We start from the raw sequence: 14,261 nt of genomic DNA, 5'->3' as shown, positions 1-14,261 counted from the left end.
GATTGCGACACTTGCTACTCCTGTCGAGAAGCATCGACTGGTTGAACGAGCGCCTGGGCTGGCTCGCCAACATCCTCGTGCTGCTCGCCTGCCTCATCAGCGCGGGCAATGCGATGTCGCGATACGCGTTCGACCTCTCGTCCAACGCCTGGCTCGAAATCCAGTGGTACCTGTTCGCCGGAATGGTGATGCTCGGTGCATCGTACACACTGAAGCAGAACGAGCACGTTCGCGTCGACATTCTTTATCTCCACTTGTCCGAGCGCGGCAAGATGTGGCTCGACATGATCGGCACCGCGGTCTTCCTCATCCCGACCATGCTGCTGATCGGCTATCACGCCTGGACGTTCTTCATGCAGAGCTGGGCCGTGCAGGAATTCTCCGGTAATCCCGGCGGCCTCATCCGCTGGCCGGTGAAGCTCGTCATCCCGGTCGGCTTCTTCCTGGTCGCGCTGCAAGGCGTGTCGGAGATCATCAAGAGAGCGGCCGCCCTCCACGGCGACGTCCGCTACGTCACGCACTACGAGAGGCCGGTTCAATGATTCCCCTGGAGTGGATGCCGCCGCTGATGTTCGGCGGCCTGATCCTCTTCATGCTGATCGGCTATCCGGTTGCGTTCACGCTCGCGGCGCTGGGCCTGGTCTTCGGCTTCGCGGCCATCGAGATGGGCTACTTCCCCGCCGGCTTCCTGCAGGCGATCCCGCAACGCATCTTCGGCAACGTGCTGTCCAACGAGCTGCTGCTCGCCATCCCGTTCTTCACGTTCATGGGAACGGTCCTGGAGAGGTGCGGCATCGCGGAGGACATGCTGGATTCCATGGGCCAGCTCTTCGGCCCGATGCGCGGCGGCCTCGGCTACTCCGTGATCCTCGTGGGCTTCATCCTCGGAGCCATCACGGGAACCGTCGCCGCGCAGGTGATCGCGATGGCGCTCATCTCGCTGCCGGTGATGATGCGGTACAAGTACAACATGCGTTATGCGACGGGCGTGCTCGCCGCGTCGGGCACGATCACCCAGCTGGTACCCCCGTCGCTCGTGCTGATCGTGCTCGCCGACCAGCTCGGCAAGTCGGTGGGCGACATGTACCTCGGCGCCTGGGGCCCTTCGCTGCTGCAGATCGCGCTCTTCATGGCCTTCACCTTCGTGATCAGCATCGTGAAGCCCGAGTGGGTCCCGGCCATCCCGAAGGAAGACCGCACGCTGCAGGGCTGGGCGCTGTGGAAGAAGTGCCTGTGGGGCATCATCCCCGCGGCCGTGCTGATCTTCCTGGTGCTGGGCACGTTGTTCCTCGGCCTCGCCACCCCCACCGAAGGCGGCGCGATGGGCGCCGTCGGCGCGATCGTGCTCGCGACACTCCGCCATCCCGCGCTCGGCAAGCAGAAGCGCATCTTCTGGGCCGGCATCGCCGCGGGCGGTGTCGCCACGATCATCGGCATCTACGCGTTCAAGTCACTGCCCTTCCAGGTTGCCATCGCCGTCCTCTACATCGCGATCGTCTTCATGACGGTGCGCGCGGCCACGATCCCGGACCTGATCGCGCTGATCCGCCAGGCCTACCAGACCACCATGCGGCTCACGGCGATGGTGATCTTCATCCTCGTGGGCTCGACCTGCTTCTCGGTCGTGTTCCAGGGCGTGAACGGCGGCCCGTGGCTGGAGCACCTGCTGTCGAACCTTCCGGGCGGCGTGTGGGGCTTCCTGCTGTTCGTGAACCTCTTCGTGTTCTTCATCGCGTTCTTCCTCGACTTCTTCGAGATCGTCTTCATCATCGTGCCGCTGCTGGCGCCGATCGCGAAGGTGCTGCTGACGCCGGTGGTCGGCGAGGACGCGGCGCTGATCTGGTTCGGCGTGATGCTGTGCGTGAACCTGCAGACCTCCTTCATGCACCCGCCGTTTGGCTTCGCGCTCATGTACCTGCGCGGCGTGGCGCCGAAGGAAGTGAAGAGCAGCGACATCTACTGGGGCGCGCTGCCCTGGGTGGGGCTGCAGCTGATCCTCGTGATCCTGGTGATCGCCTTCCCCAACCAGGTCACGATGTTCCTCGACAAGCCGATCGCCGTGGATCTCGACAAGGTGAAGATCGAGATTCCCGCCGAGACCGATTCGGGGAAGTCCCTCGAGGACTCGGATGCCGAGCTCCAAAAGGCGTTCGGTGGAAAGAGCGAAGAGAAGAAGTAGGTAGCGGGGACCTTCTTTGCTCCGATTTTTCAGGGGAGGAAGGGGAGGAAAGGCGGAGGAGGGAGAGGAAAGCGATTCGAGTGGGAAGGCGGTGCTTTCGATCGCGAGACACGTCGCTACATCATTCCTTGCTTTCCTCTCCCTCCTCCGCCTTTCCTCCCCCTCCTCCCCTCAAAAAAATCGGCGTTCGCGTCACTCAAAACAAAAGCCCCGCGAAGCGGGGCTTTTTCCGTTGCAAGACCGAACGCGTCAGGCCTTCTTCGCGGGCGCCGCGCCCGGCTTGGGGCGATTGGCCATGAAGTTGTCGTAGGTCCCTTCGCAAACGCGGAACCACGCGACCTGGTCCTCCAGGAACTTCATGTAGTGCTCGTAGACCTTCTTGAAGGCCGGATTCTTGGCCGAGGTCTCCGCATAGAGCTCCAGCGCCGCCAGGTAGCAGGCGTCCATCACGGGGCGCGGGAAGCCGCGCAACTGCGTGCCGCCGGCCACCAGCTTCTTCAGCGCCGGCGGATTGCCCGCGTCGTAGCGCGCCATCATCATCGTGTTGCCCTCGTGGCACGCCGCTTCGAAGATGGCCTGGTAGTCCTTCGGCAGCGCCGCCCACGCCTTCTGGTTCACGAAGGTGTGCAGCGCGGGACCGCCTTCCCACCAGCCCGGGTAATAGTAGAACTTGGCGATCTTGTTCAGGCCCAGCTTCTCGTCGTCGTACGGGCCGACCCATTCGGCCGCGTCGATGGTGCCCTTCTCCAGCGCGGGATAGATCTCGCCGCCGGGGATCTGCTGCGGCACGACGCCCAGCTTGGCGAGCACCTGGCCGGCGAAGCCGCCGATGCGAAGCTTCAGGCCCTTCAGGTCGGCGACGGTCTTGATCTCCTTGCGGTACCAGCCGCCCATCTGGGCTCCGGTGTTGCCGCAGAGGAACGACTGCACGCCGTACGTGTTCACGAATTCGTTGAACACCTGGTCGCCCCCGCCCACGTACCACCAGGCGTTGAACTGGCGGCAGTTCATGCCGAAGGGAATGGCGGTGCCGAGCGCGAACGTCGGATCCTTGCCCACGTAGTAGTAGGGCGCGGTGTGGCCGCACTCGACCGTGCCACCCTGCACGGCGTCGAGCACCTGGAAGCCGCCGACGATTTCACCCGCGGCGAACACCTGCACCTGGAACTTGCCGTTGGTGGCGGCGGCGATGCGCTTGGACATCACTTCCGCGGCGCCGAAGATGGTGTCCAGGCTCTTGGGGAAGCTCGACACGCAGCGCCACTTGACCTCGGGCGCACCTTGCGCGAAAGCCGGGGCGGAGCCCGTGGCGAGGATGCCGGCCATTCCTGCGCCGGCCGTATTCAGGAATTTTCTGCGGGACATCGCGAATCTCCTCCGTGGAGTTGTGGGGGAGCTGGCCGCTCCCTCTCGCGAGGAGCCTACCTCAATTGCCGGCGATGGTCATGCGATCGAGGAGGACGGAACCCGTCTGGCGCGAGCCCCGGATCAGCGTGTCGTTGCCGCACGCCGCGATGTTCTTGTACATCGTGAGCAGGTTGCCCGCGATGGTGACTTCTTCGACGGGATACTGGATCTCACCGCCTTCCACCCAGAAGCCCGCGGCGCCGCGCGAGTAGTCGCCGGTCACGGCGTTCACGCCCTGGCCCAGCAGCTCCGTCACGAGCAGGCCGCGTCCCATCAGGCGCAGCAGGCCTGGGAGGTCGTGCTCGCCGGGCTGGAGGATGAGGTTGTGGCTGCCGCCGGCGTTGCCGGTGGTCTCCATGCCGAGCTTGCGCGCCGAGTACGTGGAGAGGAACCAGCCGGTGAGCACGCCCGCATCGACCACGCGGCGCGCCGACGTGGCGACCCCTTCGGCATCGAAGTACGAGCTCGCCATCTCTCCCGGCCGAAACGGGTCCTCGAGGATCGTCACACCCGGCGCGAAGACGGGCTTGCCCAGGTGGTCGAGCAGGAACGACGAACGGCGGTAGAGCGAAGAGCCGCTCGCCGCGGAAACGAAGTGTCCGATGAGGCTGCCGGCGATGTTGGCCTCGAAGATGACCGGGGCTTCCATCGTGGAGAGCTTGCGCGAGCCGATGCGGCGCACGGCGCGCTCGCCGGCGTGGCGGCCCACGGCCTCGGCGGACTCGAGGCGCGCCGGGTCGCGATGCGAGGTGTACCAATAGTCCCTCTGCATCGCATCGTCCTCCTCGGCCACTACGCCCACGCCGATGGACGAGCGCGAGGTCGGGAAGCCGCCGAGGAAACCGAGCGTGTTGGCGAAGATGAAGTCGGCATCGTTGGCCGAGACCGTGGCGCCCTCGGAGTTCGTGATACGAGGGTCGACGGCCAGCGCGGCCGCCTCGGTGATGCGCGCGAGCTCGATGGCCTGTTCGACATCGAGCTTCCACGGATGCGCGAGCGAGAGGTCGGGCGCCTCGCCCTTGAAGAGCCGCGCGGGAGCCGGAAGGCCCGCCGCTTCGTCCGCGGCGGTGTGGCGCGCGATGGCGCACGCGGCCTCGACCGTGCGTTGGACCGCTTCCTCGGAAAGATCGGACGTGCTCGCGTTGCCGCGGCGGTTGCCGAAGTAGACCGTGATGCCCAGGCCCTTGTCGCGGTTGTATTCGACCGTCTCCACTTCACCCTGGCGCACCGTCACGGACTGGCCAACGGCCGCGGAAATCTCGGATTCCGCGTGCGTGGCGCCGCGTTCCTGCGCGAGCTCCAGGGAGCGGCGCGCGATGGCCGCCATGGCCTCGCGCGAGAGCGGCAGGGCGGACGAAGGGACGTGTGAATCGGGCATAATCGGCACCAATGGAAGACGGCGAGTTTATCAGCAAGACCCAGCGCAAGAAGCAGATGCACGACGTGCAGTCGCTCGGTGTCGCCCTCACGAAGCTCTCGCCCGAGCAGCTCGCGCGGTTCAACCTGCCGGAGCTGCTGCTCGACGCGATCCTCGAAGCGAAGCGCCACACCACGCACGAGGCCATCCGCCGCCAGTCGCAGTGGATCGGCAAGATCATGCGCGACATGGACGTCGCACCCATCGCCGCACAGCTTGCGGCGCTGAACGCGCCTACCAGCCGCGACACCGCGCTCTTCCACCGCGCCGAGAAGTGGCGCACCGAGATCCTCGCCGACCCCAGTCTGATCGCCACCTTCGTGGCGGAGTTCCCCTCCGCCGACGCGAAGGCGATCGCGATCCTTGTGGAAAAAGCGAAGGCCGAGCGTGCCGCCGAACGCGCGCCGAAGCACTACCGCGAGCTCTTCCACGCCATCAACGACGCCGTGCGCAAGGCCCAGGCGTGAGCGCAGGGCACGACCGCGTGCGCGTGGGCCTGGTGTCCACGAGCGACCGGGCCTCCCAGGGCGTCTACAAGGACGAGGGCATCCCCGCGCTCGAGCAGTGGCTCACCTCGGCGCTGTTCAATCCCCTCGAGTTCGAGCCCCGCCTCATCCCCGACGAGCGCGACGTGATCGAAGCCACGCTGAAGGGCCTCGTGGACGACGTGCATTGCCACCTCGTCATCACCACGGGCGGCACCGGCCCCGCGGCCCGCGACGTGACGCCCGAGGCCACGCTCGCGGTCGGCGATCGCGAGATGCCCGGCTTTGGCGAACAGATGCGAAGGATCAGCCTCGAGTTCGTGCCCACCGCGATCCTCTCGCGCCAGGTCGCGGTGATCCGCAAGACGGCGCTGATCCTGAATCTCCCGGGACAACCGAAATCGATCCGCGAGACGCTCGAGGGCCTGAAGGATGCCGACGGCAAGCCGATCGTCGCGGGCATCTTCGCCGCCGTGCCGTATTGCATCGACTTGATCGGCGGCCCCTACCTCGAGACGCGGCCCGAGGTCGTGAAGGCCTTCCGCCCGAAGTCCGCGCAACGCCCCCCGAAAGCTTCCGCATGATGCCGCTCGCCCAGGTCGAAGTCGTCACCGGTACCGAACCGAAGGGCTCCGTGATCTGGCTGCACGGCCTCGGCGCGGACGGCTGGGACTTCGTGCCCCTCGTGAAAGAGCTGCCGCTGCCCGAGGGGCTGGATCTGCGCTTCGTCTTCCCGCACGCGCCCACCCGCCCCGTCACGATCAACAACGGCTACGTGATGCGCGCGTGGTACGACATCTCGATGCAGGACCTCGCGCGCAAGCCCGACGAGGCCGGCATCCGCGAGTCGCAGGCTTCGATCGGCGATCTCATCGAGCGCGAGATCCAGCGCGGCATCGCCGCCGACAAGATCATCCTCGCGGGTTTCTCGCAGGGCGGCGCCATCGCGCTGCAATCCGGGCTTCGGTATCCGCAGACGCTGGGCGGCATCATCGCGCTTTCCACCTACCTCACGCTCGAAGACTCCCTCGAGCGCGAAGGCAGCGCCGCCAACAAGCGCACGCCGATCTTCATGGCGCATGGCACGCAGGATGCGATCGTCCCGTTCGCCCTCGCCGATGCGTCACGCCGCAAACTCGAAGCTCGTGGGTACGCGGTCGAGTGGCACGACTACCCGATGCCCCACTCCGTCTGCGGCGAGGAAGTCGAGGCGATCGCGCAGTGGCTCGCGGCCCGCTTCACGAGCCGCATCCTCCGCGCGTAGCTCGAACCGCCGCGCGGGGCTACGGAGCGGCCGTCGCGAGCGGCTTGCCCTTCTCCACCACGTAGGTCGCGAGCACCTTCACCGGGACGCTGCCGGTGTTCTTCGCGTCGTGCACCTTGCCCGCCGGAATCAGGTAGCTCGTGCCCGCGTTCATCGCGATGGGCGGCATGCCCTCGATCTCGAGGGTCGCTGTGCCTTCCAGCACGTAGCCGGTCTCGATGCCGGGGTGGCTGTGCTTGCCCGTGCTGCCGCCCGGGGCGATCTCCGCCATGCCGAGGATGGTTTCCTGGTTCCCGCCGACGTCCGTCTTCTGCAGGATGGTTCGCTTGATCGCAGGGGCTGGCGACTGCGCGTGCGCGATTTGCAGGGCACCCGTGAAACCGCCGATCCCCGCCAATAGAAGCACGCCGATACCCGCCGATGAAAGAAGGGGGCGAATCGTGGACAGGGTGGAATTCCTGGAGCTGCTAGTCATGACGCGTCTCCCTCTGAAGAATTATCGGCGGATATCGGCGGGCTTCCATCGGCGGGGATCGGCGGTTCCAAGCGGCGCCCGTTCCTTCGCGCTATGGCGTGCCGCTCGGTGTTCTTGCGTGCTCTGCAGTAAGTGGCGTGAGGAACTTCACGGTGCGGTTGAACGCGCCGGGAATGGGACACATCGAACCGACGAGGAAGGCTTCGACCTCCTCGCGCCGCTTCATCGTGTCGTTGTAGCCGAGCTGGATCAGCTCGCGGCAGTAGCCTTGCTCGAAGAGCAGGTAGCTCGCGAGGTTGGCCCCGCCGCGGCGCATCGCGCCGATCGAGCGCAGCAGCATGCGGATCGGATACGGCAGGTGGCGCACGTGCTTGATCGCGATCTGGTCGAGGGGCTCGGAGGGCGTCAGCACGAGCACGTCGACGTGATGCAGCGTGAGACCCATCTTTCGCAGCGCGTCCTGGGGCGTCACGCTGATGGTGCGGTTGATGCGCTCCAGGCGCTCGATGTCGACGGCGAGGCTGTCGAGGAAGATGGAGTTCATCACGTGGCCGGCCACCTGCGCGACGCTGGGGTAGATCTCGCCGCGCGTGCGCTCGGGCGAATCCGTGCGCAGCCGTGCGGTGCCGACGACGATCACGCGGTCGGCGCCGAGGTGCAGCGCCGGGCTCACGGGAGCGATCTGGCGCATGGAGCCGTCGCCGAAGTACTCGCGATTGAGCTTGTGCGCGGGGAAGAGGAACGGGATGGCGGCCGAGGCCATCAGGTGCTCGACGCCGATCTTGGCCTGGATGCCGACGCGCTGCGAGCGCTTCCAGCCCTCCAGCTCGGCCTTGCCCTGGAAGAAGCTGCAGCTCTGCCCCGATGTGTAGCCCGAGCAGGTGATGGCGAGCGCATCGAGGAAGCCGGCGTCGATATTGGGCTGGATGCGGTCGAAGAGGACGCGTCGCTCGAGGAGGGCCTGGAGCGGCCGGTTGTCCAGCAGCGAGATGGGCTCGTTCTTCACGACGTTGCCGAAGAACATGCCCATGAACCAGCGCGCGCTGTTGGCGATGACGCCCACCAGATCCGAGCGATAGACGTGGCGCGGCTCGAAATGCCGCCACACTTCGAGAAGGCGATCCACGCCCTCGCCGAAATTGTCCGCGTGGCTGGCGAGCGCGGTCGCGTTGATGGCGCCCGCGGACGTGCCGGCGATGATCGGAAACGGGTTCTGCTTCGCGTCGGGCAGCATCTCCCTCAGCGCCTGGACCACGCCGACTTGATAGGCCGCGCGCGCTCCGCCGCCTGCGAGCACCAGTCCTGCCTTGGGAATCGCCTCCATGGATCTCCCGGGTGGGCGTTGTCTACGAGGGCCGCGACAGCGCCTTGCCCTTGCCCTTCGCCGCTGGTGTACCCGTAGCGCGCGCGTTTTGCAACATTTCAGCCGCGTGCCGCCGCGTGGCCTCGGTGAGGGTGAGCCCGCCCAGCATGCGCGCGATCTCGTCGACGCGCGATTCCGCATCGAGCGCTTCGACCGCCGCGACCGTGCCGCGGGGACCCGGGCGCTTCGACACACGCAGCTGCGAGCGCGCATGCGAGGCGACCTGGGCCAGGTGCGTGACGCACAGCACCTGGTGATGCGAGGAGAGTGCCTGCAGCAGCTCGCCGACGATCTGCGCGACACCGCCGCCGATGCCGGAATCGACTTCATCGAAGACGAGCGTGGGAACGGAGGCGCGTCCGGAGAGCAGCACCTGGATCGCCAGCGACAGGCGCGAGAGCTCGCCGCCGGAGGCCGCTTTCGAGAGCGGCGCCAACGGCTGGCCCGCGTGGCCGGAGACCTGCAGCTCGATCGACTCCAGCCCGCCGGCCGACGGCTCCTCGAGCGTCTCGATCGCCACGGCGAGGCGGCCGCCGTCCATCGAGAGGCGCTGCATGGATTTCGTGACGTCGCCACCGAGCTTGCGGGCCGCCTCTTTCCGCGCCTTCGAGAGCGACGTCGCGGCTTCGCGATACGTGGCCTCCGCGGCGGCTTCCTGCTCGCGCAGCTTCTCCAGGCTTTCGCTGCCGCCCAGCTCCGCCAAACGCGTGCGCCGATCCGCGAGCGCATCCGGGATGCGCGCGGGCTCGACGCGGTACTTGCGCGCCATGTCGTGTACATCTCGCAGGCGACGGTCGAGCTGCGCGAGGCGCGCCGGATCGACCTCGAGCTTCTGCAGGTAGCGACGCAGCTGGTGCGCGGCCTCCGTGGCGTGGACGCTCGCCGCCTGCAGGTCGCGAAGCGCGTCCTCCAACTGGGGATCGAGGCGCGCGGCCTCTTCCAGCTGCGTGACGGCGTGCGAGAGCGTGGTGGTCGCCGCGCCCTCGGATTCGTCCACCGCTTCGACGCAGGCCGCGACCGTATCGATGAGCTCCTGGCCGTGCGCGAGGCGGCGGTGTGAAGCCTCTTCCTCGGCGAAGGCCACGGGATCGAACGACAGGCCTTCGAGCTCGCCGATCTCGTGGGCCAGCATCTCGCGCTCGCGGGCCGAGGTCTCCTGCGCCCGTTCCCGGGCGATGCGTTGGTCGGCGAGGCGCTTCCAGTCGCCGTAGCGCCTGGCCACATCCTTCGCGAGGGCCTCGCTGCCGCCAAACGCATCGACCAACGCGCGCTGCTGGTCGCGCTTGAGCAGGAGCTGGTGCTCGTGCTGGCCGTGGATGTCGAGGAGGTATTCGCCCAGCTCGCGAAGCTGCGCGACGGTGGCGGGACGGCCGTTCACGAAGGCGCGCGAGCGGCCGGAGAGATCGACCGTCCTGCGCAGCAGGCAGGTGCCTTCGCCCTCATCGAGATCGTTGGCCGCGAGCCACTCGCGCGCGGGCGGAGCGGCGGCAAGGTCGAACTCCGCGGAGACCTCGGCGCGTTCGGCGCCGGTGCGGACGACGCCCGCTTCGGCGCGGCCGCCCAACGCCAGCGCCAGCGCATCGATGAGGATCGACTTGCCCGCGCCGGTCTCGCCGGTGAGCGTGGTGAAGCCGGGGCCCAGCTCGATCTCGAGCCGGTCCACGATGACGTAGTCGCGGATGGAGAGGACGCGAAGCACGGACGGACCTAGGTGTTGCGCTCGTTCCAGTGCAGCTTGTTGCGCAGCATCGAGAAGTAGCGGTAGTTGGGCGGATGCAGCAGGACCGCGGGCTTGGCCGCGGCGACGACGGACACGATGTCGCCCTGCTGCAGGATCTCGTGGGATTGCACGTCGAAGTTGGCTTTGGCTCCGTCGCCCCGCAGCAGCATGATCTCGATGCGCGAGTCGCCGCGGATGGCGACCGGGCGGTTGGAGAGCGTGTGCGGCGAGATGGGAACGAGGGCCACGGCATTGAGCGCCGGATGCAGGATGGGGCCGCCGGCGGAAAGCGCGTACGCCGTGGAGCCCGTGGGCGTGGAGACGATGAGGCCGTCGCCGCGGAGCGTATAGATGAACTCTCCATCCACGTTCACCGAGAACTCGATCATGCTGTCGGCCGAGCCGCGGCCGACCACGATGTCGTTCATGGCGACGGTGGTGGAGATCTTCTTGCCGCCGCGAGTCACCGTGCCTTCGAGCAGCGTGCGGTTCTCGCGCGAATACTCGCCGTCGAAGATGGAATCGATGGAGGGGCCGATGCGGTCGGCCTGGATGTCGGTGAGGAAGCCCAGGCGCCCGAGGTTCACGCCCACGAGCGGGATGCCGTGCGGGGCCATGAGGCGCGCGCAGCCGATCAGCGTGCCGTCCCCGCCGACGACGATGGCGAGATCGACCTTGTCCGGGAGCTGTTCGGCCGGAAATACCTCGTCCGGCTTGGTTTTCGCACCCGCCGCCGTGCGAGGATCCATGAGGATGCGAACCCCGCGACGACGAAGCGTAGCCGACAGGAGCTCGAGGGCGGGGATGCTCGCCGCGTCGCTCTTGCCGACGACGGCCACGGTCTTGAAGGCGGCGGTCATGGGCGCCATTAAACCATGGGAGTTTCTTTGTAGAATGCTTCCATGCTGAGCGATCGGGCGCAAAGCCTCCTCAAGATCCTGGTCGAGCGCTATATCGCCGAGGGACAGCCGGTCGGATCCCGGTCGCTGTCGAAATTTTCGGCGATGGAGCTCTCGCCCGCGACCATCCGCAACGTGATGGCGGACCTGGAGGAGATGGGCTTCGTCGCCAGCCCCCACACCTCCGCCGGCCGCGTGCCCACGCCGAAGGGCTACCGCTTCTTCGTCGACACGCTGCTCACCGTGCAGCCCATCGAGGAGGTCGAGCGCCAGCAACTGAGCGAGCGCGTGGTGCCGGCCGATCCCCACCGCGTGGTCACGGCCGCCTCGCAGCTCCTGTCGGACCTCACCCACTTTGCCGGCGTCGTGGTCGCCCCGCGCCGCCGCGGCGCGGCGCTGCGCCACGTGGAGTTCTTCCGCCTCTCCGACAACCGGGTGCTGCTGATCATCGTGGCCTCCGACGGCGAGGTGCAGAACCGGGTGCTCGTCACCGACCGGACGTATTCGCCCTCGCAGCTGGTGCAGGCCGCCAACTACATCAACCAGCACTACGCCGGCCTCGACATCGACGTGCTGCACGGGCGCATCCGTGGCGAGCTCGTGGACCTGCACCGCGACATCCAGGGCCTCATGCAGGCCGCCGTGGAAGCGGGCAGCGACGCGCTGAAGGAAGGCCGCGAGGACATGGTGATCTCCGGCGGGCGGAACCTCCTCGACATCTCCTCCGATCTCCAGCGGCTGCGCGGGCTCTTCGACCTCTTCGAGACCAAGACGCAGCTCCTGGATCTTCTGGAGAAGAGCGAGGGGGCGGACGGCGTGAAGATCTTCATCGGCGGCGAGTCGCAATTGGTGCCGCTGGACGAGTTCTCGATCGTGACCGCGCCCTACGAGGTGGACGGCAAGGTGGTCGGCACCGTGGGCGTGATCGGCCCCACGCGCATGGCGTACGAACGGGTGATCCCGATCGTCGACGTGACCGCCAAGCTGGTTTCCTCCGCGCTCTCCCAAAGCTAGTGCCCTCCCCGCGCAACGGCGTGCTCCTGGTAAACCTGGGCACGCCCGACGAACCGACTCCCGCGGCTGTACGCCGCTACCTGCGGGAATTCCTTTCCGACCCCCGGGTGGTGGAGATCCCGCGCGCTGTGTGGCTGCCGATCCTCCACCTGCTAGTGCTGCCCTTCCGGCCCGCGAAGACCGCGAAGAAATACGCCAGCATCTGGATGAACGACGGCTCACCCCTTCGCGTTTACACGTCGCGCCAGGCGCAGCTGCTGCGCGGCTACCTGGGCGAGAAGCTCAAGGTCCAGGCGCCCGTGGTCTACGCGATGCGCTATGGCAAGCCCTCGGTTGCCGAAGGTCTCGCGGAGCTGGCCGCCAAGGGCTGCGACCGGATCACGGTGCTGCCGCTCTATCCGCAGTACGCGGGGAGCACCACGGCCAGCGTGGCCGACGCGGTGAAGTCCGGCTTGAAGCACGCGAAGCCGGCCCCCACCGTACAGTTCGTGAAGGAGTTCCACGAGCACCCGGCCTACATCAACGCGATCGCGAAGAACGTGAACGACTACTGGTTCAAGCACGGGCGGCCCGACCGGCTGGTGATGAGCTTCCACGGCATCCCCAAGGCGGTGGCCGACCGGGGCGATCCCTACCCCGTGCAATGCCGTCGCACCGCGGAGCTGGTGGCGACGGAGCTGGGCTGGAACGACGCGCGCACACAGGTCACGTTCCAGTCGCGCTTCGGTCGCGCCGAATGGCTGCAGCCGTATACATTCGATGCCCTGCGCGCCCTCGGAAGTGCGAAGACCACGCGCGTCGACGTGATCTGCCCCGGTTTCGCGGCGGATTGCCTGGAGACGCTCGAGGAGATCTCGATCGAGGGCAAGAAGGAATTCCTGCACGCCGGCGGCCGGGACTTCCACTACATTCCCACCACCAACGACACGCCCGCCTTCATCGCCGCGCTCGCGGCGGTTGCCCAGGAGAACCTCTGATGCTGATGCTGCTCGCCCGATGGATCGTGAATGCCGCCGCGCTGCTGCTGGTGGCCTACCTCTACCCCGGCGTGGCGGTGACGAGCTTCTTCGCCGCCCTGATCGCCGCCCTGGTCCTCGGCCTCGTGAATGCGGTGGTGCGGCCGATCCTCGTGCTCCTCACGCTGCCGGTGACGATCCTCACGCTCGGCCTCTTCATCTTCGTGATCAACGCGCTGCTCTTCTGGTTCGTGGCCAACGTGGTCCAGGGCTTCGCGGTATCCGGCTTCGTGGCCGCGCTGGTGGGCTCGATCCTCTACAGCGTCATCACGATGATCACGAGCTGGCTGCTCTTCACGAAGAGCAAGTAATAGGGTCAGACCCCAATTTGCAATTCATTGGGGTCAGACCCTATTTGCGGGATTAACCCCTTGAAGTGTCGGGGATCGCCCCCACCTGTGTTAGCAAATACCTGTTTCTAATGGAGATTTTACGTGGGGGTGAACGAATTTCCCGCCGGCGGGGGCACGGAGCCCATGCCCGGCGAGGGCGCCGAGGGGGCGCCGCAATCCGATAGCCGCATCGCCGAGCTCGAGGCTCGCGTGGCCGTCCTGGCCGCGGAATCCGAGAAGCACCGCGAGGAGTGGCTCCGCGCCAAGGCCGAGACGGAGAATGTCCGCCGCCGCGGCGCCGAGGACGTCTCCAAGGCCCACAAGTTCGGCATCGAATCCTTCGCCGCCGGCCTGCTCGGCGTGAAGGACAGCCTGGACATGGCGCTCGCCGTGGACGCACCCACGGTGGAGTCGATCAAGTCCGGCGTCGAGCTCACCGCCCGCCAGCTGGAGGCCGTGTTCGAGAAGTACGCGCTGAAGCCGATCGCGCCCGCCGCGGGCGACAAGTTCGACCCGCACGTGCACCAGGCGATCAGCCAGGTCGAGAGCGACCTGCCGGCGAATACCGTGGCGGCCGTCCTGCAGAAGGGCTTCACGCTGCACGACCGGGTGCTGCGCCCCGCGCTCGTCACGGTGGCCAAGCCGGTTGAAAAGAACGCTGAATAACCCTATTTCCGAATCAAGCTTAGA

The 14,261-nt window shown here is 67.0% G+C and carries 15 protein-coding genes; 9 read left to right on the top strand and 6 right to left on the bottom strand.

The genetic code is table 11. From position 1 onward, the window contains the following. Window positions 1-41: 41 nt before the first annotated feature. Together DSM104443_RS08180 and DSM104443_RS08175 are read left to right on the top strand one after the other, a co-directional pair. Window positions 42-542 (top strand): TRAP transporter small permease subunit, encoded by a 501-nt coding sequence (locus tag DSM104443_RS08180; RefSeq protein ID WP_246232668.1) that lies wholly within the window; start codon window positions 42-44, stop codon window positions 540-542. Then, the gene (locus tag DSM104443_RS08175) at window positions 539-2,179 is read left to right on the top strand and encodes a TRAP transporter large permease (protein WP_171091149.1); all 1,641 of its coding nucleotides are present in this window, start codon (window positions 539-541) and stop codon (window positions 2,177-2,179) included. The genes DSM104443_RS08180 and DSM104443_RS08175 overlap by 4 nt, the downstream gene beginning before the upstream one ends. Before the next feature lie 249 nt (window positions 2,180-2,428). Here the strand turns inward: DSM104443_RS08175 and DSM104443_RS08170 are convergent, their stop codons facing one another. Together DSM104443_RS08170 and pmbA are read right to left on the bottom strand one after the other, a co-directional pair. Next, window positions 2,429-3,544, bottom strand: coding sequence for a TRAP transporter substrate-binding protein (locus tag DSM104443_RS08170; RefSeq protein WP_171091147.1), 1,116 nt, complete (start codon window positions 3,542-3,544; stop codon window positions 2,429-2,431). Window positions 3,545-3,605: 61 nt separating this feature from the next. Next, window positions 3,606-4,964, bottom strand: a complete 1,359-nt coding sequence (gene pmbA, locus DSM104443_RS08165) for a metalloprotease PmbA (protein WP_171091145.1) — start codon at window positions 4,962-4,964, stop codon at window positions 3,606-3,608. An 11-nt stretch (window positions 4,965-4,975) separates the two neighbouring features. Here pmbA and yjgA point away from each other — a divergent pair, with 11 nt between their 5' ends. Genes yjgA through DSM104443_RS08150 form a run of 3 tightly spaced genes read left to right on the top strand, consistent with a single transcriptional unit; the run spans window position 4,976 to window position 6,752 of the window. Then, window positions 4,976-5,470 (top strand): ribosome biogenesis factor YjgA, encoded by a 495-nt coding sequence (gene yjgA, locus DSM104443_RS08160; RefSeq protein ID WP_171091144.1) that lies wholly within the window; start codon window positions 4,976-4,978, stop codon window positions 5,468-5,470. Continuing rightward, window positions 5,467-6,072, top strand: coding sequence for a molybdopterin adenylyltransferase (mog, locus tag DSM104443_RS08155; protein WP_171091142.1), 606 nt, complete (start codon window positions 5,467-5,469; stop codon window positions 6,070-6,072). Before yjgA ends, mog begins: the two co-directional genes overlap by 4 nt. After that, window positions 6,069-6,752 (top strand): alpha/beta hydrolase, encoded by a 684-nt coding sequence (locus tag DSM104443_RS08150; protein ID WP_246232632.1) that lies wholly within the window; start codon window positions 6,069-6,071, stop codon window positions 6,750-6,752. Before mog ends, DSM104443_RS08150 begins: the two co-directional genes overlap by 4 nt. 19 nt (window positions 6,753-6,771) lie before the next feature. Here DSM104443_RS08150 and DSM104443_RS08145 read toward each other — a convergent pair whose 3' ends face one another. The 4 genes from DSM104443_RS08145 to DSM104443_RS08130 all read right to left on the bottom strand — a co-directional run bounded on the left by DSM104443_RS08145 (window position 6,772) and on the right by DSM104443_RS08130 (window position 11,170). Further along, window positions 6,772-7,227, bottom strand: a complete 456-nt coding sequence (locus DSM104443_RS08145) for a cupin domain-containing protein (protein WP_171091140.1) — start codon at window positions 7,225-7,227, stop codon at window positions 6,772-6,774. Between the two features lie 91 nt (window positions 7,228-7,318). Further along, window positions 7,319-8,551, bottom strand: a complete 1,233-nt coding sequence (locus DSM104443_RS08140; protein WP_171091137.1) for a patatin-like phospholipase family protein — start codon at window positions 8,549-8,551, stop codon at window positions 7,319-7,321. A 22-nt stretch (window positions 8,552-8,573) separates the two neighbouring features. Next, window positions 8,574-10,289 (bottom strand): DNA repair protein RecN, encoded by a 1,716-nt coding sequence (recN, locus tag DSM104443_RS08135; RefSeq protein ID WP_171091135.1) that lies wholly within the window; start codon window positions 10,287-10,289, stop codon window positions 8,574-8,576. Between the two features lie 8 nt (window positions 10,290-10,297). Beyond that, on the bottom strand, window positions 10,298-11,170 hold the full coding sequence (locus tag DSM104443_RS08130; RefSeq protein ID WP_171091133.1) for an NAD(+)/NADH kinase: 873 nt from the start codon (window positions 11,168-11,170) through the stop codon (window positions 10,298-10,300). Window positions 11,171-11,212: 42 nt separating this feature from the next. On the opposite strand from DSM104443_RS08130, the gene hrcA reads away from it, so the two are divergent. From hrcA to grpE, 4 genes are all read left to right on the top strand, one after another. Next, window positions 11,213-12,223, top strand: a complete 1,011-nt coding sequence (hrcA, locus tag DSM104443_RS08125) for a heat-inducible transcriptional repressor HrcA (protein ID WP_171091131.1) — start codon at window positions 11,213-11,215, stop codon at window positions 12,221-12,223. Next, window positions 12,223-13,200, top strand: coding sequence for a ferrochelatase (hemH, locus tag DSM104443_RS08120; RefSeq protein ID WP_171091129.1), 978 nt, complete (start codon window positions 12,223-12,225; stop codon window positions 13,198-13,200). The genes hrcA and hemH overlap by 1 nt, the downstream gene beginning before the upstream one ends. A 2-nt stretch (window positions 13,201-13,202) precedes the next feature. Then, the gene (locus tag DSM104443_RS08115) at window positions 13,203-13,550 is read left to right on the top strand and encodes a phage holin family protein (protein WP_171096322.1); all 348 of its coding nucleotides are present in this window, start codon (window positions 13,203-13,205) and stop codon (window positions 13,548-13,550) included. A 129-nt stretch (window positions 13,551-13,679) separates the two neighbouring features. After that, on the top strand, window positions 13,680-14,237 hold the full coding sequence (grpE, locus tag DSM104443_RS08110) for a nucleotide exchange factor GrpE (RefSeq protein ID WP_246232627.1): 558 nt from the start codon (window positions 13,680-13,682) through the stop codon (window positions 14,235-14,237). Window positions 14,238-14,261 lie beyond the last annotated feature (24 nt).

This window comes from Usitatibacter rugosus (genome assembly GCF_013003965.1).
Taxonomy (GTDB): Bacteria; Pseudomonadota; Gammaproteobacteria; order Burkholderiales; family Usitatibacteraceae; genus Usitatibacter; species Usitatibacter rugosus.
Note: the sequence above shows the minus strand (reverse complement) of the source record. Positions and strands in the feature narration are given on the sequence as shown.

Excerpts from the sequence above, each read along its gene's own strand:
- DSM104443_RS08140 (WP_171091137.1), bottom strand. The coding sequence starts at position 8,551 with ATGGAGGCGATTCCCAAGGCAGGACTGGTGCTCGCAGGCGGCGGAGCG.
- pmbA (WP_171091145.1), bottom strand. The coding sequence starts at position 4,964 with ATGCCCGATTCACACGTCCCTTCGTCCGCCCTGCCGCTCTCGCGCGAG.
- hrcA (WP_171091131.1), top strand. The coding sequence starts at position 11,213 with ATGCTGAGCGATCGGGCGCAAAGCCTCCTCAAGATCCTGGTCGAGCGC.
- DSM104443_RS08175 (WP_171091149.1), top strand. The coding sequence starts at position 539 with ATGATTCCCCTGGAGTGGATGCCGCCGCTGATGTTCGGCGGCCTGATC.
- DSM104443_RS08170 (WP_171091147.1), bottom strand. The coding sequence starts at position 3,544 with ATGTCCCGCAGAAAATTCCTGAATACGGCCGGCGCAGGAATGGCCGGC.
- DSM104443_RS08150 (WP_246232632.1), top strand. The coding sequence starts at position 6,069 with ATGATGCCGCTCGCCCAGGTCGAAGTCGTCACCGGTACCGAACCGAAG.
- yjgA (WP_171091144.1), top strand. The coding sequence starts at position 4,976 with ATGGAAGACGGCGAGTTTATCAGCAAGACCCAGCGCAAGAAGCAGATG.
- DSM104443_RS08130 (WP_171091133.1), bottom strand. The coding sequence starts at position 11,170 with ATGACCGCCGCCTTCAAGACCGTGGCCGTCGTCGGCAAGAGCGACGCG.
- DSM104443_RS08145 (WP_171091140.1), bottom strand. The coding sequence starts at position 7,227 with ATGACTAGCAGCTCCAGGAATTCCACCCTGTCCACGATTCGCCCCCTT.